Source organism: Aliihoeflea sp. PC F10.4 (genome assembly GCF_054612275.1).
In genome coordinates, this window is sequence record NZ_JBTSWH010000001.1 from 766,811 (window position 1) to 786,614 (window position 19,804).

23 protein-coding genes and 1 other RNA gene are annotated in these 19,804 nt (G+C 60.7%); 15 read left to right on the forward strand and 9 right to left on the reverse strand.

Annotated features, from left to right (window positions below):
• Positions 1 to 3: 3 nt before the first annotated feature.
• From ACX82Z_RS03725 to ssrA, 5 genes are all read right to left on the reverse strand, one after another.
• A complete protein-coding gene (locus ACX82Z_RS03725; protein WP_459586804.1) occupies positions 4 to 225 on the reverse strand; it encodes a ribbon-helix-helix domain-containing protein in 222 nt (73 codons plus the stop codon).
• Positions 222 to 410: a DUF4169 family protein gene (locus ACX82Z_RS03730; RefSeq protein WP_459586805.1), complete on the reverse strand. Its 189-nt coding sequence runs from the start codon at positions 408 to 410 to the stop codon at positions 222 to 224. Before ACX82Z_RS03730 ends, ACX82Z_RS03725 begins: the two co-directional genes overlap by 4 nt.
• Positions 411 to 420: 10 nt before the next feature.
• Positions 421 to 984, reverse strand: a complete 564-nt coding sequence (locus tag ACX82Z_RS03735; RefSeq protein ID WP_459586806.1) for an SspB family protein — start codon at positions 982 to 984, stop codon at positions 421 to 423.
• Positions 985 to 1,053: 69 nt separating this feature from the next.
• Complete coding sequence (locus tag ACX82Z_RS03740) at positions 1,054 to 1,611, reverse strand: AAA family ATPase (protein ID WP_459586807.1); 558 nt, start codon at positions 1,609 to 1,611, stop codon at positions 1,054 to 1,056.
• 96 nt (positions 1,612 to 1,707) lie between these two features.
• Positions 1,708 to 2,075, reverse strand: a transfer-messenger RNA (tmRNA) gene (gene ssrA / locus ACX82Z_RS03745).
• Between the two features lie 70 nt (positions 2,076 to 2,145).
• Here ssrA and ACX82Z_RS03750 point away from each other — a divergent pair.
• The 7 genes from ACX82Z_RS03750 (at position 2,146) to ACX82Z_RS03780 (ending at position 8,025) form a co-directional block, all read left to right on the forward strand.
• Complete coding sequence (locus ACX82Z_RS03750) at positions 2,146 to 2,460, forward strand: DUF2853 family protein (protein WP_459586808.1); 315 nt, start codon at positions 2,146 to 2,148, stop codon at positions 2,458 to 2,460.
• Positions 2,461 to 2,628: 168 nt separating this feature from the next.
• Positions 2,629 to 3,459 carry a thymidylate synthase gene (locus tag ACX82Z_RS03755; RefSeq protein ID WP_459586809.1) on the forward strand — a complete coding sequence of 277 codons (831 nt, stop codon included), beginning with the start codon at positions 2,629 to 2,631 and terminating at the stop codon, positions 3,457 to 3,459.
• Positions 3,459 to 3,989, forward strand: a complete 531-nt coding sequence (locus tag ACX82Z_RS03760) for a dihydrofolate reductase (protein ID WP_459586810.1) — start codon at positions 3,459 to 3,461, stop codon at positions 3,987 to 3,989. The genes ACX82Z_RS03755 and ACX82Z_RS03760 overlap by 1 nt, the downstream gene beginning before the upstream one ends.
• Positions 3,990 to 4,111: 122 nt before the next feature.
• Entirely contained in the window at positions 4,112 to 5,251 is a 1,140-nt protein-coding gene (gene hflK / locus ACX82Z_RS03765) for an FtsH protease activity modulator HflK (protein ID WP_459586811.1), read from the forward strand.
• Positions 5,251 to 6,216, forward strand: a complete 966-nt coding sequence (hflC, locus tag ACX82Z_RS03770) for a protease modulator HflC (protein WP_459586812.1) — start codon at positions 5,251 to 5,253, stop codon at positions 6,214 to 6,216. The genes hflK and hflC overlap by 1 nt, the downstream gene beginning before the upstream one ends.
• A gap of 10 nt (positions 6,217 to 6,226) precedes the next feature.
• Complete coding sequence (locus ACX82Z_RS03775) at positions 6,227 to 6,412, forward strand: DUF2065 domain-containing protein (RefSeq protein WP_459586813.1); 186 nt, start codon at positions 6,227 to 6,229, stop codon at positions 6,410 to 6,412.
• A gap of 71 nt (positions 6,413 to 6,483) precedes the next feature.
• Positions 6,484 to 8,025, forward strand: coding sequence for a Do family serine endopeptidase (locus ACX82Z_RS03780; RefSeq protein WP_459586814.1), 1,542 nt, complete (start codon positions 6,484 to 6,486; stop codon positions 8,023 to 8,025).
• On the opposite strand, the gene ACX82Z_RS03785 is transcribed toward ACX82Z_RS03780, so the two are convergent.
• Together ACX82Z_RS03785 and serB are read right to left on the reverse strand one after the other, a co-directional pair.
• Positions 8,006 to 8,566 carry a GNAT family N-acetyltransferase gene (locus tag ACX82Z_RS03785; RefSeq protein WP_459586815.1) on the reverse strand — a complete coding sequence of 187 codons (561 nt, stop codon included), beginning with the start codon at positions 8,564 to 8,566 and terminating at the stop codon, positions 8,006 to 8,008. The genes ACX82Z_RS03780 and ACX82Z_RS03785 overlap by 20 nt on opposite strands.
• Positions 8,563 to 9,453: a phosphoserine phosphatase SerB gene (gene serB / locus ACX82Z_RS03790; protein WP_459586816.1), complete on the reverse strand. Its 891-nt coding sequence runs from the start codon at positions 9,451 to 9,453 to the stop codon at positions 8,563 to 8,565. Before serB ends, ACX82Z_RS03785 begins: the two co-directional genes overlap by 4 nt.
• A 30-nt stretch (positions 9,454 to 9,483) precedes the next feature.
• Here serB and miaA point away from each other — a divergent pair, with 30 nt between their 5' ends.
• Positions 9,484 to 10,341 carry a tRNA (adenosine(37)-N6)-dimethylallyltransferase MiaA gene (miaA, locus tag ACX82Z_RS03795; protein WP_459586817.1) on the forward strand — a complete coding sequence of 286 codons (858 nt, stop codon included), beginning with the start codon at positions 9,484 to 9,486 and terminating at the stop codon, positions 10,339 to 10,341.
• A 194-nt stretch (positions 10,342 to 10,535) separates the two neighbouring features.
• A complete protein-coding gene (locus ACX82Z_RS03800; RefSeq protein WP_459586818.1) occupies positions 10,536 to 11,318 on the forward strand; it encodes a GGDEF domain-containing protein in 783 nt (260 codons plus the stop codon).
• Between the two features lie 6 nt (positions 11,319 to 11,324).
• On the opposite strand, the gene ACX82Z_RS03805 is transcribed toward ACX82Z_RS03800, so the two are convergent.
• The gene (locus ACX82Z_RS03805; RefSeq protein WP_459586819.1) at positions 11,325 to 13,139 is read right to left on the reverse strand and encodes an ATP-binding protein; all 1,815 of its coding nucleotides are present in this window, start codon (positions 13,137 to 13,139) and stop codon (positions 11,325 to 11,327) included.
• A gap of 309 nt (positions 13,140 to 13,448) precedes the next feature.
• Here ACX82Z_RS03805 and ACX82Z_RS03810 point away from each other — a divergent pair, with 309 nt between their 5' ends.
• From ACX82Z_RS03810 to ACX82Z_RS03830, 5 genes are all read left to right on the forward strand, one after another.
• Complete coding sequence (locus ACX82Z_RS03810; RefSeq protein WP_459586820.1) at positions 13,449 to 15,236, forward strand: acetolactate synthase 3 large subunit; 1,788 nt, start codon at positions 13,449 to 13,451, stop codon at positions 15,234 to 15,236.
• Positions 15,237 to 15,292: 56 nt separating this feature from the next.
• Entirely contained in the window at positions 15,293 to 15,865 is a 573-nt protein-coding gene (gene ilvN, locus ACX82Z_RS03815; protein WP_459586821.1) for an acetolactate synthase small subunit, read from the forward strand.
• Positions 15,866 to 15,953: 88 nt separating this feature from the next.
• On the forward strand, positions 15,954 to 16,550 hold the full coding sequence (locus ACX82Z_RS03820) for a LysE family translocator (RefSeq protein ID WP_459586823.1): 597 nt from the start codon (positions 15,954 to 15,956) through the stop codon (positions 16,548 to 16,550).
• 68 nt (positions 16,551 to 16,618) lie between these two features.
• On the forward strand, positions 16,619 to 17,287 hold the full coding sequence (locus ACX82Z_RS03825; protein ID WP_459586824.1) for an SEL1-like repeat protein: 669 nt from the start codon (positions 16,619 to 16,621) through the stop codon (positions 17,285 to 17,287).
• A gap of 79 nt (positions 17,288 to 17,366) precedes the next feature.
• Positions 17,367 to 18,494: an ATP-dependent DNA helicase gene (locus ACX82Z_RS03830; protein WP_459586825.1), complete on the forward strand. Its 1,128-nt coding sequence runs from the start codon at positions 17,367 to 17,369 to the stop codon at positions 18,492 to 18,494.
• Positions 18,495 to 18,511: 17 nt separating this feature from the next.
• Here ACX82Z_RS03830 and ACX82Z_RS03835 read toward each other — a convergent pair whose 3' ends face one another.
• The gene (locus tag ACX82Z_RS03835; RefSeq protein WP_459586826.1) at positions 18,512 to 18,919 is read right to left on the reverse strand and encodes a SpoIIAA family protein; all 408 of its coding nucleotides are present in this window, start codon (positions 18,917 to 18,919) and stop codon (positions 18,512 to 18,514) included.
• A gap of 111 nt (positions 18,920 to 19,030) precedes the next feature.
• Between ACX82Z_RS03835 and ACX82Z_RS03840 the strand changes: the two genes are divergently transcribed.
• Complete coding sequence (locus ACX82Z_RS03840; RefSeq protein WP_459586827.1) at positions 19,031 to 19,771, forward strand: pyridoxine 5'-phosphate synthase; 741 nt, start codon at positions 19,031 to 19,033, stop codon at positions 19,769 to 19,771.
• Positions 19,772 to 19,804: the final 33 nt, after the last annotated feature.

A 19,804-nucleotide genomic window follows, 5' to 3' on the forward strand; every position in this document is an offset into this window, starting at 1 on the left:
TGTTCAGGCAGAATGACGCTTCAAGTCGTCGAGCACGAAAAGCCGCAGGGCCGATGACAGGTTCGTTCGCCGGTCGCGCGCCTCGTCGACGATAGATACCAGCGCCGCAAAGGACAGCGAGCGTTCAGCAGCAATCCGGTTCAGTTCCTCAAAGAATGCGTCTTCGAGCGAAATGCTGGTGCTGTGGCCGCGTATCGACAAGGAGCGTTTGGTGACGCCGCTCATTTTTCGTCGTCACGGTCGAGACGATGCGCGTCGAGACGCGATGCGCGTGATTCAGCCTCGCGCCGCTCCAGTTCCTTTTCAAGCCTGGTGCGGCCGTGGCGGCGTCGGTTTTCGTCAGCGCGTGTTTCATCATCCTTCCGCTTCATGCGCTTGCGCGCCATGCGAAGGTTGACGATTTCACCCATTCCGGGGCCGTTACTTCTTGCGGAAGGAATCGAGGGAGACGACCTGTGCGCCGGTATTGTCGGGCGTCTTTTCGCCCGCGGCCTCGTCGTCTTTGGACGCGAGTTCGATCTTCTCGGTCTTTTTCGCAGCCGTTTTTTTTGCGGGCGCGGGGACCGGCTTCAAATCTGTCACGGTTTCGACCGGCAGATCGGTTGCCTCTTCGGCCTCGTCTTCCTCGGCTCGAACGTCGAATTCCAGCTCGAAATTGACCGACGGATCGTAAAAGCCGCGCACCGCCGAGAACGGGATTTCAAGCTTTTCCGGCACGTCGGCGAAAGACAGGCCGACCTCGAAGCCGCTGTCGGTCACCTTCAGATCCCAATACTGGAACTGGACCACGATGGTCATCTGGTCCGGATAGCGTTCGCGAAGGCGGCTGGAAATGCGCACGCCGGGAGCGCGCGTGTGGAAGGTGATGAAGAAATGATGGTTTCCCGGCAGGCCCGTCTTCGAAACTTCGCTGAGTACCTTGCGCATGACGCCGCGCAGGGCTTCCTGCGCCAGAATGTCGTAGCGGATGAGGTCTTCGGCCATTGTTCGACTGCGTGTCCTGAATCGTTTCGCTCATGGTGTAGTCAAGCTTGATGCGGACGTAAACCGGATTCAGCTTCGATGTGCGGCATCAGCGATCATATGCTGGACAAATGCGACACGGCCCGCAACGTCGGTGCGCGGCAGTTCGACGGTCTCGTAGCCCAGTTCGCGATACGCTGCGGCAATGCACGCACATGTTCGCAACGCCTCGTCTGGGGATTGGTCCCGCTGTGCGTCGGTCGCGTAAATCTGCGGCCAATGCGGGGCAAGGAAGACGATGCGGTTGTAGCGGCGATGCCTTGCCGCATCCATCAGGTGAGACGGGATGTCTTCTCCCATCAGACGCAAATAGCCGATGAGATCGGGCAGGCCCCGGTCGAAAAACACCGGACCTGTCAGAATTCTTGCCTCTTCGAAATTCGTGAGGTCGCGCTCAAGCATAAGTTCGGCAAAGTGAACCGGGTTTTCGCCGCGCGGAGGAAAGCCTGCCGCCTGGCGGTCCCGGATGACTGCGCGGCCTGCCTCGGGCATGACATGAAAGCCGCTCGGCCCGAGAGCCTCGGCCAACGTGGTCTTGCCTGAGCCGGGACCACCGGTCAGAACGAAAAAACGATTCACGGAAAGCATTTATCTGTCTTTCTGAAGAAACGGATTCAAAGCCGCGCAGGCGCAGCTTGCGCGCAAAAGGGGCGTGCGATCGGGAAAGAAGTCGGGAGGGGAGAAAGTGGAGGTTTCTGTTGCCAGGTACCTCCGAACCCCGCCTAGAAGTGCGAACCCCTAGGGCTTAATTTGAAGCGATCGCACAGCTTACGCTGCGAGACGTGCTTCCGCATAGTTGTCGTTTGCAACTACTATTGTAGCCCGATGACGGTGGTACCATGCCGGGTACAGCGTACTGTCTTTCAACGTCCGTCGATCCCATTTCACCCCCATCAGCAGCCCGCCGAAGGCGGAGCCCCTTGCGGGTTCCTGGTGGAGGTGGCGGTTTCGAAACCGCGTCCGGTCCATCTATTGCACAGTCGGTTTAGCACCATAGCCGCCACAAGGACGGCAATTCACAGATAGGTTTTTCCTTATCCCTTGGCAAGCCTTCAGCCGGCTTGACAGAAACGCGCGACGCGGTCAGTCAGCGAAAGGGGGCGGTCGTTACAGGGAGGGATGATGGACGATCATCTCGCTGATATCCGTCGCTACGATCCGACGGCGGACGCCGAAGCCGTCGAGAGGATCATCAAATATCTCGGTGTCGCGCTTAAAAACCCGCGCTCTGTTCACATCGATCCGCACGAAGAAAAGCAGGCCGTTCGCGTGCGCGAAAAATGGTGCGCAAAAAAGCTTGGCTGCGCAGACGCAGATAAAGCCGGCATGGCCATCGACATGGCCGCGCTCGCGATGGCGGCCGACACGGACAAGCGCCGCGTGACGTTCTACTATCTGGTTGCCAAACAACTCGGCCGGCTGGAGGCTCTGAACTGATATTGTCCTTGCTCGTTCCACAATTTGTGCACAGCTTGTAGGGGCTTTTGCACAGGCATAAAGTGGATAGCGTGAAGAACGATTGCCGCCTTGCCGTGAGATTTCGCTCGCGCATTGGTGTGACATGACAGAATCGGGTATCGGCTGATGAAAGAGCCGGAGAGATCGATGCTGCAGCGAGTGGATACGCCCGAAAACCATGTCGACCGGCAATATCTCGACCTGCTTCGCCACGTACTCGAAAACGGCGTGGATCGGGGTGACCGCACCGGGACCGGAACGCGCGGCGTCTTCGGTCACCAGATGCGGTTCGATCTGGAGGGCGGCTTTCCGGTCCTGACGACCAAGAAGTTGCATCTGAAATCGATCATCCACGAGCTTTTGTGGTTCGTCGCGGGTGACACGAACGTCCGGTATCTCAATGAGAACGGCGTTACGATCTGGGACGAGTGGGCGGATGAGAACGGAGAACTCGGCCCGGTTTACGGTAAGCAATGGCGATCCTGGCCGAAGCCCGACGGCGGATCGATCGACCAGCTCGACAATCTGGTCAATCAGATCAAGACCAATCCGAACTCGCGCCGCCTCATCGTGTCGGCCTGGAACCCGGCCGAAGTCGACCAGATGGCGCTGCCGCCCTGCCATTGCATGTTCCAGTTCCATGTCGCGAACGGGCGGCTTTCGTGCCAACTCTACCAGCGCTCGGCTGACATTTTCCTTGGCGTGCCGTTCAACATCGCGTCCTACGCGCTTTTGACCATGATGATCGCGCAGGTGACCGGGCTGAAGGCCGGCGATTTCATCCACACGCTGGGTGACGCGCATCTTTACTCGAACCATTTTAATCAGGCGCATGAGCAATTGACCCGCAAGGCGCATGCCCTGCCAGTGATGCATCTGAACCCGGACGTGACGAGCCTTTACGATTTCCGGTTCGAGGATTTCCGGCTGGAAGGATATGTCGCCGAGCCGTCCATCAAGGCTCCGATCGCAGTTTGATGCAGGACAGAACGCATCCGCCGATCGGCATCTATGTCGCGATATCGCAAAACGGCGTCATCGGCCGCGATGGCGATCTTCCGTGGCGGCTCTCCACGGATTTGAAGCGGTTCAAAGCGCTGACGCTCGGCAAGCCGATCGTGATGGGACGCAAGACGTGGGAAAGCTTTCCCAAGCGCCCATTACCGGGCCGAACCAATATCGTGATCACGCGGCGCGATGATTTCGACGCTGACGGTGCCGTGCGGGCCGCCTCGCTGCAAGACGCGCTGTCATTCGCGGCGAGCGAAAGCCCGGATGAAATCTGCGTGATCGGCGGCGGGCAGATTTTCGCGGAAACGATGGCGTTCGCAGATGTTCTCCATGTGACTCATATCCTCGCGAACATCGAAGGTGACACCTTCTTTCCCCCGATAAATCCCGAGGTCTGGGAAGAGGGGGCTTGCGAAGACGTTCCGGCCGGGGAACGGGATTCACATGCGACAAGGTATGTCGTTTACAGTCGCAGGTCCGCGACCATCGGACGCTGAAAGCCGATATCGCAAAGCCTTGCGTTGAAACGGCTAGATTACACCCCTATAACGCTTTGTAACGTTGGTTAGCGTCGGAGGTTCCGCCGCAACGTTGACAATTCCAGAACAAGAGGAAGTTCATGCCCTGGAACAATCAAAGTGGCGGCAATGGCGGCCCGTGGGGCGGCGGCGGCAATAATGGCGGCGGTGGCGGTCCATGGGGTAATGGCCCGCGTGGTCCGAACAACGGCCCGCAAGGTACGCCGCCGGATCTCGAAGACATTATCCGGCGCGGACAGGATCGCCTGAAGCAGGCGTTTCCCGGTGGCGGTGGCGGCGGTGTGAGCCCGGCCATGATCGGCATTGGCGTCGTTGCGCTTGGGGCGCTTTGGCTGTTTCAGTCGATCTACACCGTGCAGCCAGACGAACTGGCGGTCGAGCTCAGATTCGGCAAGCCCAAGGCCGAGATTTCCGAGCCGGGCCTGCATTTCCACTGGTGGCCGGTCGAAACCGTCGAAAAGGCAACCGTTGCCGAACAACTGATCCAGATCGGCGAGCCGCGTTCCGGTGGCTCCTCGACCGGACTGATGCTTTCGGGTGACCAGAATATCGTCGATGTCAGGTTCTCGGTTGCCTATCAGGTCGCCGATCCGGCCCAGTATCTGTTCAACGTCGCCGCGCCGGACGACATGCTGCGGCAGGTGGCCGAAAGCGCGATGCGCGAGGTTGTCGGCCGACGGCCCGCCCAGGACATTTTCCGCGACGATCGCCAGGGCATCGCCGAAGAAGTTCGCGAGATCATGGATTCGTCCGTAAGCGATTACGGTGCCGGCATCGCCATCAACGCGATTTCAATCGAAGACGCAGCGCCGCCGCGTGAAGTGGCCGACGCTTTCGAGGAAGTTCAGCGTGCCGAGCAGGACGAAGACCGCTTCGTCGAGGAATCGAACCAGTATTCCAACCAGCAACTCGGTGCCGCACGAGGCGAGGCCGCGCAGGTTCGTGAAGAAGCGGCCGCCTATCAGAACCGTGTCGTGCAGGAAGCACGAGGCGAGGCGCAGCGCTTCGTGTCCGTCTATGACGAATACGCCAAGGCGCCCGACGTGACGCGTTCGCGTCTCTTCATCGAAACGATGGAAGGCGTGTTGCGCACGTCCAACAAGGTGATCGTGGAGCAGGGCACCAACGGTGCGCAGGGCGTCGTTCCCTATCTGCCGCTGCCCGAACTCGACGCGCGCCGCAATTCGACCACCGCATCGACCCAGGGAGGGGCTAACTGATGGCCAATCGTCTTCCAATCATCGCCATCGTCGTTCTGGCGCTTCTCATTCTCGCCTGGTCCTCGTTCTTCGTGGTCAACGAGCGCCAGCAGGCAATCGTGCTGCGCTTCGGTGAGATCGTCGACGTGAAGACCGAGCCGGGCCTCTACTTCAAGCTGCCCTTCGGCTTTGCCGAGGCCGACAACGTGCAGTTTATCGAAGATCGCGTCATGCGCTTCGACCTAGACGACATTCGCGTTCAGGTTTCGGGCGGCCGTTTCTACGAGGTCGACGCCTTCATCGCCTACCGTATCGCCGATGCGCGGCGCTTCCGCCAGGCGGTGTCGGGCAGCGTTCCGCTTGCCGAACAGCGGCTTCGTACCCGTCTCGACGCATCGCTGCGCCGGGTCTACGGTCTGCGTGGCTTCGAAGCGGCGCTTTCGGACGAGCGTTCCTCGATGATGCGCGAAGTGCGCGACCAGCTTCGTCCAGACGCGACGTCGCTCGGCCTCGAGATCACCGATGTACGCATTCGCCGTACGGATTTGACCGCCGAAGTTTCGCAGCAGACCTATGAGCGCATGCGCGCAGAACGTCTGGCCGAGGCGGAGCGTCTGCGTGCCCGTGGCCGTGAGGCTGCCCAGCGCATCCGTGCTCGCGCCGACCGCGAGGTGGTCGAAATCGTCGCCGATGCGCGCCGCGAATCGGAAATCCTGCGAGGCGAGGGTGAAGCCGAGCGTAACTCGATCTTCGCCGAAGCCTTCACGCGCGATCCGGAGTTCTTCGAGTTCTATCGCTCGATGACCGCCTATACGAACGCGCTGAACGGTGACGCGACGACCATGGTGCTGTCGCCGGATTCGGAGTTCTTCCGCTTCTTCGGTAGCGCGGCAGGTCGCGTCCCGCAGGTGCAGAACCCGGCCCAGCCGCAGCCGACGCCTCCGGCGGCCGGCGCAAACCTGACGACCGGCGCGACGCAGCCTTGAGGTTGTTGTAGTGTCGGAGTTCCTGACGGCCCTCGGTCTCGTTCTCGTGATCGAGGGCTTTCTTTATGGCGGCATGCCAGCCTTCGCCAAACGCATGGCTTCACAAATAATCGAGCTTCCGGAGAGCACCTTGCGCTTCGCCGGTCTCATTGCGATGGTGGCCGGTGTCGGCCTCGTCTGGTTCGTGAAGGGCTGACCAAGGCCGCAAACGCGCCGCAATTGGCCGGATCAATGCGCAGCACAACGCGCTCTGGGAGAAACTGCCTGATGACCATCAAAATCTCGATCCGCCGCAAACTTGCCGTTGGCGTATCCATCGCGGCGCTTGGATTGACGGGGCTTGCCACGCCCGGAACGCAGGCTTTCGCACAGGCCCAGCCGGAAGCCGGCAGCGCGCAGCCGCGCCAGCAGGGACCGGCCTCGGTTGCCGATCTCGCCGAAGGGTTGCTCGACGCCGTCGTCAACATCTCGACCTCGCAAAGCGCGCCTGCCGCGCGTCGCGGACAGCGCAACGTGCCGGTGCCGCAACTGCCAGAGGGGTCGCCGTTCCAGGAATTCTTCGACGAGTTCTTCAATCAGCAGCAGGAAGGCGGACCGTCGGCCCGGCCGATGCAGTCGCTCGGCTCCGGTTTCGTCATCGACGCGGTTGAAGGCATCGTCATCACCAACAATCACGTGATCGCGGATGCGGACCAGATCGAGGTTAATTTCGCCGATGGCGGGACCCTCTCGGCCGAATTGATCGGCGCGGACCCGGAAACCGATCTGGCAGTGCTTAAGATCGATCCCGATGCCCGTGAACTGACAGCGGTCGAATTCGGCGATTCGCAGGAAATCCGGATCGGCGACTGGGTCATGGCGGTCGGCAATCCATTCGGCCTTGGCGGATCGGTGACGATCGGCATCGTCTCGGCGCGCGGCCGCGACATCAATGCGGGCCGCTATGACGATTTCATCCAGACGGATGCCGCGATCAACCGAGGCAATTCGGGCGGCCCGCTCTTCGATATGTACGGCAAGGTCATCGGCATCAACACGGCGATCATATCGCCGTCGGGCGGCTCGATCGGCATCGGCTTTTCCATCCCGTCGCAGATGGCGGTGAACGTCATCAACCAGCTGCGCGAATATGGCGAAACGCGTCGGGGCTGGCTCGGCGTACGCATCCAGCCTGTTACCGACGATATTGCCGAAAGCCTTGGCATGACCGGTACGTCGGGTGCGCTCGTCGCAGGCGTCATCGAGGGCGGTCCGGTCGACGACGGCACCATCCAGCCGGGCGACGTGATCCTTTCCTTCAACGGCCGTTCCATCCGTCAGATGCGCGATCTGCCGCGTATCGTCGCCGAGACGCCGGTTGGCGACGAGGTCGACGTGGTGATCGTGCGCCGCGGCGAGGAACAGACGGTGAGCGTGACCTTGGGTCGCCTGGAAGACAGCGAAAACATGGCGCAGGGCGGGGTCGAAACGCCGGACGACGGCGACGAGGACAGTGATGTCGCGGTCGAGGAAGTCGAGGTACTCGGCATGACGCTCGCGACGCTCGACGAGACGACGCGCGGCGAATTCGGCATCGGCGATGGCGTTTCGGGCGTCGTCGTCATGGATGTCGGGATGGACACGCAAGCCGCCGAGCGCAATATCGCTGCCGGTGAAGTCATTACCGAGATCGCGCAGGAAGCCGTTTCGACGCCCGAGGACGTTCAGGCGCGAATCGACACGTTGCGCGAGCAGGGCCGGCGCAACGCTCTGTTGATGCTTGCATCCCCGACAGGCGAGCTGCGCTTCGTCACGCTTCGGATCGACTGAGCGCTTCCGGTTTGAGCGAATAGACGACATGCGGCCTCAGGGCCGCATGTTCGTCCGGCACACGCGGATGATCGAAATCTCGCGACGGATCGGCTGTCATGCCCAGCCTCTTCATGACGGCAATCGACGGTGCGTTTTGCGGGACGGCAAACGCGACGATTTCCTCCAGATGAAGGCTTTCAAAGCCGAATTTCGCCCACGCATGGGCGGCTTCGGTGACGTAGCCTCGCCCCTGATGTTCGGGCACCAGCCGCCAACCGATCTCGACGGCGCCGTTTAGGATCGGCGACAGATCGGTAACGCGATTGAGGCCGAGAAATGCGATCGGCTCGCCGGTTTCCTTCAACTCGACAGCGCCAAATCCGAAACCCTCCTGTTCGTATCCGGCAGCGACGCGGTCCATCACCGCATCGGCCTCCGCACGTGTGCGGCGGAACGGAAAGAAACGCATGATACGCTCGTCCGAACTCAGACGATGGAACGTTTCACGGTCCGCATCGGTCCAGTTGCGCAGGATCAGGCGCTCTGTTTCGAGGATCATGCAACGAATTCCACGTGCCGGTAGCCTTGCAGATAGAGAAGGGCGGTGAGGTCGGCATGGTCGATGCGGATTCCAGCCTGCGCCGCGACCGCCGGCTTGGCGTGAAGCGCGACGCCCATGCCGGCAATGCGGATCATGTCGAGATCGTTGGCACCGTCCCCGACGGCGATGACATCGTCGGTGCCGACGTTCCGGCTGGCGACGAGCTCGTTCAAGGCAACAGCCTTCGCTTCTTTCCCGAGGATAGGCTCGGCGACATTGCCCGTCAGCTTTCCATCCGCGACCAAGAGTGTATTCGCGCGGTGTTCGTGGAAGCCGAGCTTTTCCGCAACGCGGCTCGTGAAGCTTTCGAAGCCACCCGAAACGAGTGCGCTCGTCGCGCCATTGGCGTTCATCGTCGCAACCAGTTCGCGCCCACCCGCCGCCAGCGTGATGCGCTCGGCAATGACCTGGTCGATGACGGTGACGTCGAGATCGCGCAAGAGAGCGACCCGCTCGCGCAAGGCGGGTTCGAATGCGATTTCGCCATTCATTGCACGTGCGGTAATGGTGGCAACGTGGTCCTTGATGCCGACCATATCTGCCAGTTCATCGATGCATTCCTGATCGATCATGGTCGAATCCATGTCCGCGATCAGGATCGATTTTCGGCGTCCGGAAGTCCTGACCACGGCAACATCGACGGGAACGTCGCCCAAAAGCGAGCGCAACGCCATCAGCGCGGCATCAGGTGCAATATCGGCAGGCAGGTCGATCTCGCAGGCCACTTCAGCGTTAAGCCAACGGACCGGAGCGCTTGCGTTGAGGGTCTGCGACGCCGTATTGGCCAGTTCGACAGTTACCGCCGGGCGAGCCGGATTGGAGATCAGGACGGCAACGAACGACATGGCAGACTTTCCAGAACAGGCGGGGCACGTGTGAAGAATGCGGTTCTGATAGCGGGGCCGACCGCCAGCGGCAAGTCGCGGCTGGCGATGGACATCGCACGCGAGATCGGCGGCGTTATCGTCAATGCCGATTCGATGCAGGTCTATTCGGTTCTGCGGGTTTTGACCGCGCGACCGGATGCTACCGATGAAGAGGCCATTCCGCATTGTCTCTTCGGGCATGTGGCACCGTCCGTCGCCTATTCGGTCGCGCAGTGGGTGCGTGATGTCGATGCGCTCGAAACGGACAGTCGCCCGCGCGTTTTCGTCGGTGGAACGGGGCTCTACTTCCGCGCCCTCACCGAAGGCTTGTCCGAGATGCCGGATATCGACGAGGTGACACGGAAAAAATGGCGTGGGGCGTTGGTCGAGGACGGGGCCGAAGCGCTTCATCGTCAACTTGCTGAGCGTGATCCGATTGCCGCCGGACGGCTGCGCCCGAATGACGGTCAGCGCATCGTTCGTGCGCTCGAAGTGTTCGATTCATCCGGCCGCTCCATCGTCGACTGGCAGGGCGACCGCTCCGCGCCCCTCTTAAAGGGAGAGGACATTCGCAAGATCGTTCTTCGTCCCGAACGTGAACTGCTACGCACCAACATTGATCGGCGCTTCGACCAGATGATCGCGGCCGGTGCGCTGGAAGAGGTTCGCGAACTTCTTGCAATGGATTTGCCGCCCGCACTGCCGGCCATGAAGGCGATCGGCGTGCGAGAATTGGGCGATGTTCTTGGAGGAAAGGCGCAACTGGTGGATGCCGTCGAACGCGCCAAGGCCGCGACACGGCAATACGCCAAACGTCAGGACACGTGGTTTCGTCATCAATTGACGCCAGATTGGGAACCGCTTTAGCCTGAAACAGACAAAGTCGTCCAAAACTGCGGAAAATTAATTTTTTCCGGAAAATGCTGTAATTTAAGATCTTATCATAAAATCAATTGTTTATGCGGAATTTCTGTTTCAAAATCATTCGTTTCTGACCGAAGTCGTTAACGGCTGATAAGGACAGATGCGCCATTTTGCAGCCGTCTCAGGTCGAGGACTACATGCGGTTTCACCAAACCGAGCTGGCTTTTTTTGTCTTCATCACCGTTGTCATCGCAGCAAGCGTGACCGCGTTTCATGCCTATGGGGTGATACAATCGCTCAGTGGTAGCGTCGTCGACGTCTTGCCGGTCAGCTATCTCGCGCGTCTGCTTTTCGCGATCAGCGTGCTCCTGGCCATGGCGATCTTCTTCGGTGCCTTTTTCATTTATCCGCTGATCCGCCAACAGGTGCAGGAGCATGGCAAGCTGCGCGCCATGACCGAAAAACTGAGCGCCCGTTCCGAAACGCTCGAACATGCCGCGCTGACCGACGGTTTGACCGGGATGCAGAACAGGCGGTTTTTCGATGAGGCGCTGCGCGAATATCTCGCGGCGTTCGGGCCGATCGAGCGGCCGGTCGGCCTGATGATCATCGATCTCGATTATTTCAAGTCCGTCAACGATACCCATGGTCATGACATCGGCGACAAGGTCCTCAAGGAAGTCGCGCGCTGCCTGCGCGAATTGACGCGCTACCATGACGTCGTGGCACGTATAGGCGGCGAGGAGTTCGCTATTCTGGCCGCCGATATGGACGATGCGCGCCTGATTGCCTTTGCCGAACGGGTTCGCAAGGCGATCTCGTCGCTGGCGGTCGTCAACGGGAATGTCCGGCTGAAGGTGACCGCAAGCCTCGGTCTTGCCGTCTGGGACGGCACTGAAAAGGGCGACGCGCTTTACCGCCGTGCGGACAAGCGGCTCTATCAGGCAAAGGGGCTTGGTCGAAACCGGGTTTGCGCCTGACGGCGCTCAATCCTCGTAAAGGCGCCTGAGCGACATATCCTCAGGAAAGCGTCGTGTGCCGGAGCGCGGCAGGGCGGGCGGCGGCGCGTCCAGTGCGGCGGCCAGTCGTTCGAAAGGATCGTCGCCGATCTTGTCCGGAAAGTCGTCGGCTGCGAATACAGGCACGTCGCCGCGCAGTCCCCTGACCAGCGCGTGCAGGTCCAATTCGCCTTTGGCTGTATCGATAGCGTTCGTATCGACGGCGCGGCCCGGCAACTCATCCGGCTTCAACGTCTCGAACTTCATGCGCATTGTGGTCGCGACACCTTCACCGAAGGCGATCGCCTCGCGTTGGCCCATGGAGGACAGGAAGGCGAGGGTGGACGCCGACGAGTCCGCGATTGCCGAGCGGATGATGTCCTGGTCGCGCTCGTTGGCGAGCCGCATCGCGAAGATGGTCGAGCATTGCGAGAGGACCGTTGGGTCCAGTTCGCCAGGGCGCTGGGTGACGACGCCGAGATAGGCACCGTATTTGCGTCCCTCCTTGGCAATGCGCGACAGGGCATGACGCGTGGGCGCGAAGCCAAGCCGGTGGTCGGCGGGCATATACCGATGCGCCTCCTCGCACAGGACGAGAAGCTTGAGCTTGCCTTGTGAGCCTGCGGCCAGATCGAAGGCAAGACGAGACAGCACCGAGCAGACCGAATTGACCACCTCGGAGGGAAGGCCGGCCAGTTCGAAGCAGGTGATGGTCTTGCCATGATGCGGAATGCGGAAAATCTTGCCGATCGCTTCGTGAAGCGTGTCCTCGATCAGCCGGGACGCGAACATGAAGCGGTAGCGCGGATCGGCGAGCGCGGATTCGATACGCGCCCGCAACGCCCGGCAATGCGGCCGTTCGGCCTTCGATTCCAGAAGACCCGTGCGCTCATCGATGAGTTTGAGGAGGTCGATCATGCGATAGGGGACGGGTGTGTCGGCGGTAACGGACGTGGCGTCGACGCCGCGCCGCAAGAGAGCAGCGGAGCCGGACGGGCGATTGTACCGGTTCTTCGCCATCGGGATCATGTCGCGAAGAAGATCGACTTCCTCGGCGACGGGCTCGCGGCCACGAAACAGGACTTCGTACAACTCTTCGAGGCGAAACAGCCAGAAGGGCATGTCGAGCGAGTTGGTGTCGATTCGGATCGATTGTTGCGGGAAGGCTGAATGAAACTCGTTGTGCGGATCGAGGATCAGGACGCGCAGATCGGGGTTGGCTTCGATCGCCTTGCGCAGCAGTAGCGCGACCGCGCTCGATTTGCCGACACCGGTTGTTCCCAGAACGGCGAAATGGCGGCTTAAGGTGGTGTCCATCGCGATGCGGGCGAAAATCTGTTCGTCCTGCGACAACCGGCCAACCGAGACGGCAGCCCGCCCGGCAAGGTCGTAGACCGCTTCCAGATCGCGCGAGCGGATGCGATGGGCTATCGCGCCGACATGCGGATAGATCGTGATGCCGCGATCGAAGGTGGGCTTGCTGGCAACGTCGCGCACCTCGCCGACGAGTTCCACGCGCACGATCAGCGCGTTGTCGGCATCGTTCTTCCATGCGCCATGCGGCGTTTCGATCGCGTAGACCAGACCGACCGTGCGGGCAGCGCCAAGATTGATCGTGATCATGCGCCCAACGGCCCAAAGACCATCCGATGCCGACTGTGCGCCATCGGCTGTCGCAGCTATCGTCGCGCGCGCGCCATCGCACTGGACGACGCGGCCAAGAACGCGCGAATCCGGCTGCAGCGCATCACGCCGCTCCTGACTGACTGCGTCTCCCTGCGCCCCCGTCCGTTCAACATACATTGCAAGTAGTCCCCGATTACAGCGGGACCTTAGCCGGTCCCGGTTAAGTGGGGGTTCGGCCAGATGGTTCATTGGCGGTTAAAAACAGTATCGGGCGCAATGAAATTGCGCTGTGAAAGGCATTGACAGTCGTTTCGTGCTGCGCCTAATGTGCGCGCCATGAACAAGACAGCACTCATTCTCGTAGTAGGAAGGCGCGTGGGCAAGGCGGTGTAACCGCCGGGCGAAAGCACCCCATGCGCAAAGGCAGGCTCCCGAAGGGAGCCTTTTTTGTTTCCAGAAGCCAGCAACAGATGACGGACCAGAACCATGAACAGCGCCAGGCACGATAGCGGACGACGGGAAATGACCGGAGCGGAGATGGTCGTCCAGGCGCTACGCGATAATGGCGTCGAACATCTCTTCGGCTATCCGGGCGGTGCGGTTCTGCCGATCTATGACGAACTCTTTCAGCAGGACGATATCCAGCACATCCTCGTTCGTCACGAGCAGGGTGCCGGGCATGCCGCCGAGGGTTACGCGCGCTCGACGGGAAAAGCAGGCGTCATGCTGGTCACGTCCGGGCCGGGCGCGACCAACGCGGTCACTCCGCTTCAGGACGCATTGATGGATTCCATCCCGCTCGTGTGCATCAGCGGGCAGGTTCCCACCCCGCTGATCGGTTCCGACGCGTTTCAGGAATGCGACACAGTCGGCATCACCCGTCCCTGCACCAAGCACAACTGGCTGGTGAAGGACGTCAACGAGCTTGCGGCTATCCTGCACGAGGCTTTTCACGTGGCGACGACCGGCCGCCCCGGTCCCGTCGTTGTCGATGTTCCAAAGGACATCCAGTTCGCCAAGGGTATCTATACGCCGCCGCAAACCGCGCCGCGCACGAGCTATCACCCGACGGTTCAGGGCGACATGGAGGCGATCAAGGCGGCGGTCGAGTTGCTGGCCAACGCGAAGCGGCCAGTCATCTATTCGGGCGGCGGCGTTATCAATTCGGGCGCGGAAGCCAGCCATCTGCTGCGCGAACTGGTCGATCTGACGGACTTTCCGATCACGTCCACATTGATGGGTCTCGGCGCCTATCCGGCATCGGGCAAGAACTGGCTCGGAATGCTGGGCATGCACGGCACCTACGAAGCCAATATGACCATGCACGATTGCGACGTCATGCTATGCATCGGCGCGCGTTTCGACGATCGCATCACCGGGCGGCTCAATGCGTTTTCGCCCAATTCGAAGAAAATCCACATCGATATCGACCCATCCTCGATCAACAAGAACGTGCCCGTCGACGTGCCGATCATCGGTGATGTCGGCCGTGTTCTCGAAGATCTGGTGCGGCTGTGGCGCGCGACCGTGCGCGCGGACAAGGCTGCGCTGCGGCCCTGGTGGGAACAGATCGAAAAGTGGCGCGCGCGCGATTCGCTCGCCTACCGGCCGAACGACGACGTCATCATGCCGCAATATGCGATCCAGCGGCTTTACGAACTGACGAAGGAGCGCGAGACCTACATCACCACCGAAGTCGGCCAGCACCAGATGTGGGCGGCCCAGCATTTCGGCTTTGACCATCCCAATCGCTGGATGACGTCTGGCGGTCTCGGGACGATGGGCTATGGTCTGCCGGCGGCGCTCGGCGTCCAGATCGCGCATCCCGACGCGCTCGTGATCGACATTGCGGGCGACGCTTCTGTGCAGATGACGATGCAGGAAATGTCGGCCGCCGTTCAATACGAAGCGCCGATCAAGATCTTCATCCTGAACAACCAGTATATGGGTATGGTGCGGCAGTGGCAGCAGCTTTTGCATGGCAACCGCCTGTCCCATTCCTACACCGAGGCGATGCCGGACTTCGTCCTGATGGCTCAGGCCTTCGGCGCGCACGGCATTCGCTGTGAAAAGCCCGGGCAACTCGATGATGCGATCCAGGAAATGATCGACGTGAAGAAGCCGGTGATCTTCGATTGCCGCGTCGCCAATCTGGCCAATTGCTTCCCGATGATCCCATCCGGCAAGGCGCATAACGAGATGCTCCTGCCGGATGAGGCGACGGACGAGGCGGTGGCGAATGCCATCGACGCCAAGGGCAGGGCGCTGGTCTGAGAAAAGACGATTCCGCCAGCCAGATAGACAGATTTCCTGATCAAGAGATTCAGCCAATGAACGCCCAGCTTCAACCGACCGGTTCCGCCTATTTCATCGCTAGCGAGACAGAAAAGCCCGTCACACACACACTCTCGATCCTCGTCGACAACGAACCGGGCGTGCTCGCCCGCGTGATCGGCCTTTTTTCCGGGCGCGGCTACAATATCGACAGCCTGACCGTTTCGGAAACGGAACACGAGCGGCATCTGTCGCGCATTACGATCGTCACGCGCGGCACGCCGCATGTGTTGCAGCAGATCAAGCACCAGCTCGAACGCATCGTGCCGGTGCATCGGGTCAACGATTTGACCGTCATCGCGCACGAACTAGGCCACGACAGACCGCTGGAGCGCGAACTGGCTTTGGTCAAGGTTGCCGGAACGGGCGACGACAGGGTCGAGGCACTTCGTCTTGCCGACGCCTTCCGCGCGAGCGTGATCGACGCGAACACCGAGCATTTCATTTTCGAGATCACCGGGCGCGTGTCGAAGATCGAGCAGTTCATCGCCATCATGAAGCCGCTCGGGCTGGTCGAGGTATGTCGCACGGGCGTCGCGGCGATGAACCGCGGTCCGCAGGGCATGTAGAAGCGCCGGCCGCTTTTCCTCTCAATTTGCTCAGTGAATTGTTGCGTGCGCTTCGGTGCGCGCCCTTGCCGATCGAAAGGATCGGATCATGACATTGGAAACCGCATTCGCGTTGGTCGCCTTCGCGTTCGTTTCGTCGATCACGCCGGGGCCGAACAATTTCATGCTGCTGGCTTCGGGCGTGAATTTCGGATTCCGCCGCACCATCCCGCATATGTGTGGCATAGGCGTCGGGTTTTTCACATTGCTGATGGGTGTCGGCTTCGGACTGGGCGCGTTGTTTTCGGCCTTTCCGCAATTGCATGTCGTGCTCAAGCTGGTCGGCGGCGCGTATCTGCTCTGGCTGGCGTGGAAAATCGCGACGGCGCGCTCGATGTCCTCCGACAGGACGGAAGGCGCCCGACCGATGACCTTCATGGAAGCTGCCGCGTTCCAATGGGTCAATCCGAAGGCGTGGATCATGGCGGTGACGGGAATGGCGCTCTTCACCCGGCCGGATGCGCCATATCTTTCGGTGTTCTTCGTTGCGATCGCCTTCGCGCTCGTCAACTTTCCGAGCGTTTCCACATGGGCAGGATTCGGCACGGCTCTGCGCGGGTTTTTGGCGGACCCGGTGCGGCTCAAATGGTTCAACATCGCGATGGGCGTTTTGCTTGCGGCGTCAGTCGTGCCGATGTTGCGGTAGCGCAAGAGCGGGACATCCCGCCTCGGTTCCGTTATGACGTTCGCAGGATAAAGCCGGAGATTTTGCCGATGTTTCGCAGCCTTGCCGTCATGATACTTCAGTTGTTCGCGATCACGTCGGTTCTGGCGCAGGACGGCCCAGATTATGCGGACGTACGGCAGGCGATGGAAAACGAACCCGTTTTCGCCGAGCAATACGCGCAATGTCCGGCCGATCTTTTCGAATCCGAACGGCCCATCTGGCGGATTATCGTACCGGATCAGGATCTCGATCAGTTCGTCTGCGAACAAAATGCCATGCATTGCTACCAACGCTGCACGCAATCGTCAGCCGGTGGTGCTTGTCTAGGGCTCGCTCTGGCATTGCAGGATAGCGACGACGATAAGGACGGGCGCTACCATCAGCAGCTTTTCACGCGGGCCTGCTCGCTGGGCGATGCATCCGGCTGCACGAATCGAGGCGCGGGAATTCGTAACGGTTCATATGAGGACGATCCGTTCGTCACCATGGATGAGAGCGGCCGAAACGCCTGCCTTTTCAGAACGTTTGAGACGGCATGCGGTGAAGATAGCGAGTGGGGATGCGCCATGCTCGGACAGGCTCATCGGTTTGGGGAAGGGACGCCTCGCGACATCGAGAAGGCGAAGATCGCCTACGAGAACGCCTGTGGAACCAACGATACGTTTGCGGCATGCCGGTTCGCAACCTCCGCGCTCGACGAGATCGGCGAGAATTGAACGGCAGGGGATTTTCAGGCACGCCTGTTCATCGCGCGCGACTCCGGTTAGGTCTGCCGCGATATCAGCAAGGAACGTTATGAAATTTTCTCCCCAGCAGGATGAAGCCCTCAAGGCCGTCGCCAAATGGTTGAAAAGCGGCCGGCCGCAGATATTCCGTCTGTTCGGCTATGCGGGCACGGGCAAGACGACGCTGGCGCGGCACTTTGCCGACCACGTCGACGGTCAGGTTCAGTTTGCAGCTTTTACGGGCAAGGCGGCGCAAGTCCTGCGGTCCAAGGGCGCGACAAACGCCCGTACGATCCATTCGCTGATCTACCGGCCGCGCGGCGAGGAAGCCGTGGCGGACGAGACAACCGGCAAGACATCGATCAATCCGACGTTTTCGCTCAATCGGCAAAGCCCGATCGCCAAGGCGAAGCTCGTCGTCATCGACGAGTGCTCCATGGTCGATGAGGCGCTGGGACGCGACCTGATGACGTTCGGCACGCCGATCCTCGTTCTTGGCGATCCGGCGCAGTTGCCGCCGATCTCGGGCGGTGGCTTCTTCACCGAACATGAGCCGGACTATCTTTTGACCGAGATCCACCGGCAGGCACAGGACAATCCGATTATCCGGCTGGCGATGGACGTTCGCGAGGGCCGTGAATTCGTCAATGGCGACTACGGCAAGGCGCAGGTCATCGGCCGCGACGCTGTGGATCAGGATCTGGTGCTCGACGCCGATCAGGTGCTGGTCGGCACGAACCGCACACGCCGCCGCTACAACCAGCGCCTGCGGCAGTTGAAAGGCTTCGAGGCGGCATATCCGCAGGCCGGCGACAAGCTGGTTTGTCTCAGGAACGATCCCGCCAAGGGGCTTCTCAACGGTTCGCTCTGGAAGGTCATGACCTCATCGCGCGAGACGGTGAAGCCGGGCATCAACCTTCTCGTTTCGCCGGAAGAGGACGATCCAGATCGCGGCATCGCGAAGATCAAGCTTTTGAAAGCCGCATTCGACGATCCGGATGCGGATATCCCCTGGCAGCAGAAAAAGCGTTTCGACGATTTTGACTATGGCTACGCGCTGACCGTTCACAAGGCGCAGGGCTCGCAGTGGAACAAGGTCGTGCTGTTCGACGAAAGCTACGCGTTCAAGGATACACGCCAGCGCTGGCTGTATACGGCCATTACACGCGCCGCAGAAAACCTGACCATCGTGCGGTGAGGCTCGGAGCCTGACAGTCAGATTTTCTCCGGGATTTCGCGCGCGCCGATCCAGTTCCAGGCCTCGGCCTCGTCGTCCATATCGAAATGCCTGAGTTCGACGGGCAGTTCAGGTTCGAAGAAGCCGGCGACGCGGCCAGTCCAGTCAGGCTCGCCGACCGCCGCGCAGCGACGCACATGCTGAAGCGCGTGGAGCCGACCTTTATCGGTCGTGTCGCCTGAAACGTTTTCCCATTCGACGCCTTCATAGTTTTTCAGGCGCACAAGCACGTCGAGCTTGTCGTGAAGGGCGTAGGCGCCTTCCATAAGACCGTAGAGGTTTTCTACATCCGCGCCCGTAACGTAGCCGATGATCTCAATGGCAAAGACGTCGGTGCGGTCGGTTTCGATACGGCGAATGGCGGGCACGCGGTCGAGAGAATGCATCAGAACTCCGGTTGCTGGACCAAAAATCTCATCCGGTGAACACCTTTAACAGCCTGTTCGTTCCGCTAATGAAGCATTAGAAGAGAGCAGAACTCGAAGGAAGGCAGAAGCGTGGCGACACAACTTTCGGTCAATTTGAACGCTGTCGCGATGCTGCGGAACCGGCGGGACCTGCCCTGGCCGAGCGTGACGCATATCGGGCGCATCGCGCTTCAGGCCGGCGCTCACGGGCTGACCGTTCATCCGCGCCCCGATCAGCGGCACACGCGGCTTACCGACCTTCCCGAATTGCGCGCGCTGATCGATGACGAATTCCCAAAGGCCGAGTTCAATATCGAAGGGTACCCGACGCCCGATTTTCTCGATCTGGTGGAAGCGAATGCGCCCGAGCAGGTGACGCTCGTGCCTGACAATCCAGCGCAGCCGACCTCCGACCATGGCTGGGATTTCGCCAAGGACGGTGAGTTTTTGCATCCGATCGTGGCGCGGCTAAAGCGAGCCGGTATGCGCGTTTCGCTGTTTGCCGATGCCGATCCGGGCGGACTTGACGCCGCGCGCGCAACGGGCGCCGACCGGATCGAGCTTTACACCGGGCCTTACGGTTCTTTCCATTCCGATTCCGCCGGTGCAGGCAAGGAACTGGAAAGACTAGCGAAAACGGCGGAGGCCGCATTCGCGCTCGGACTTGGCGTCAATGCCGGGCACGATCTGACCGTCGCCAATTTGAAACCGCTTGTGAAACACATTCCGCGTCTCGCCGAGGTCTCGATCGGGCATGGGTTGACGGCCGACGCTCTCGAATACGGAATGGCCGAAACGGTGAGACGGTTCTTGCATTCCTGCGAAGGATAGGCAGGATTTCCGCTCGTCCCTCAAGGGCTAAAG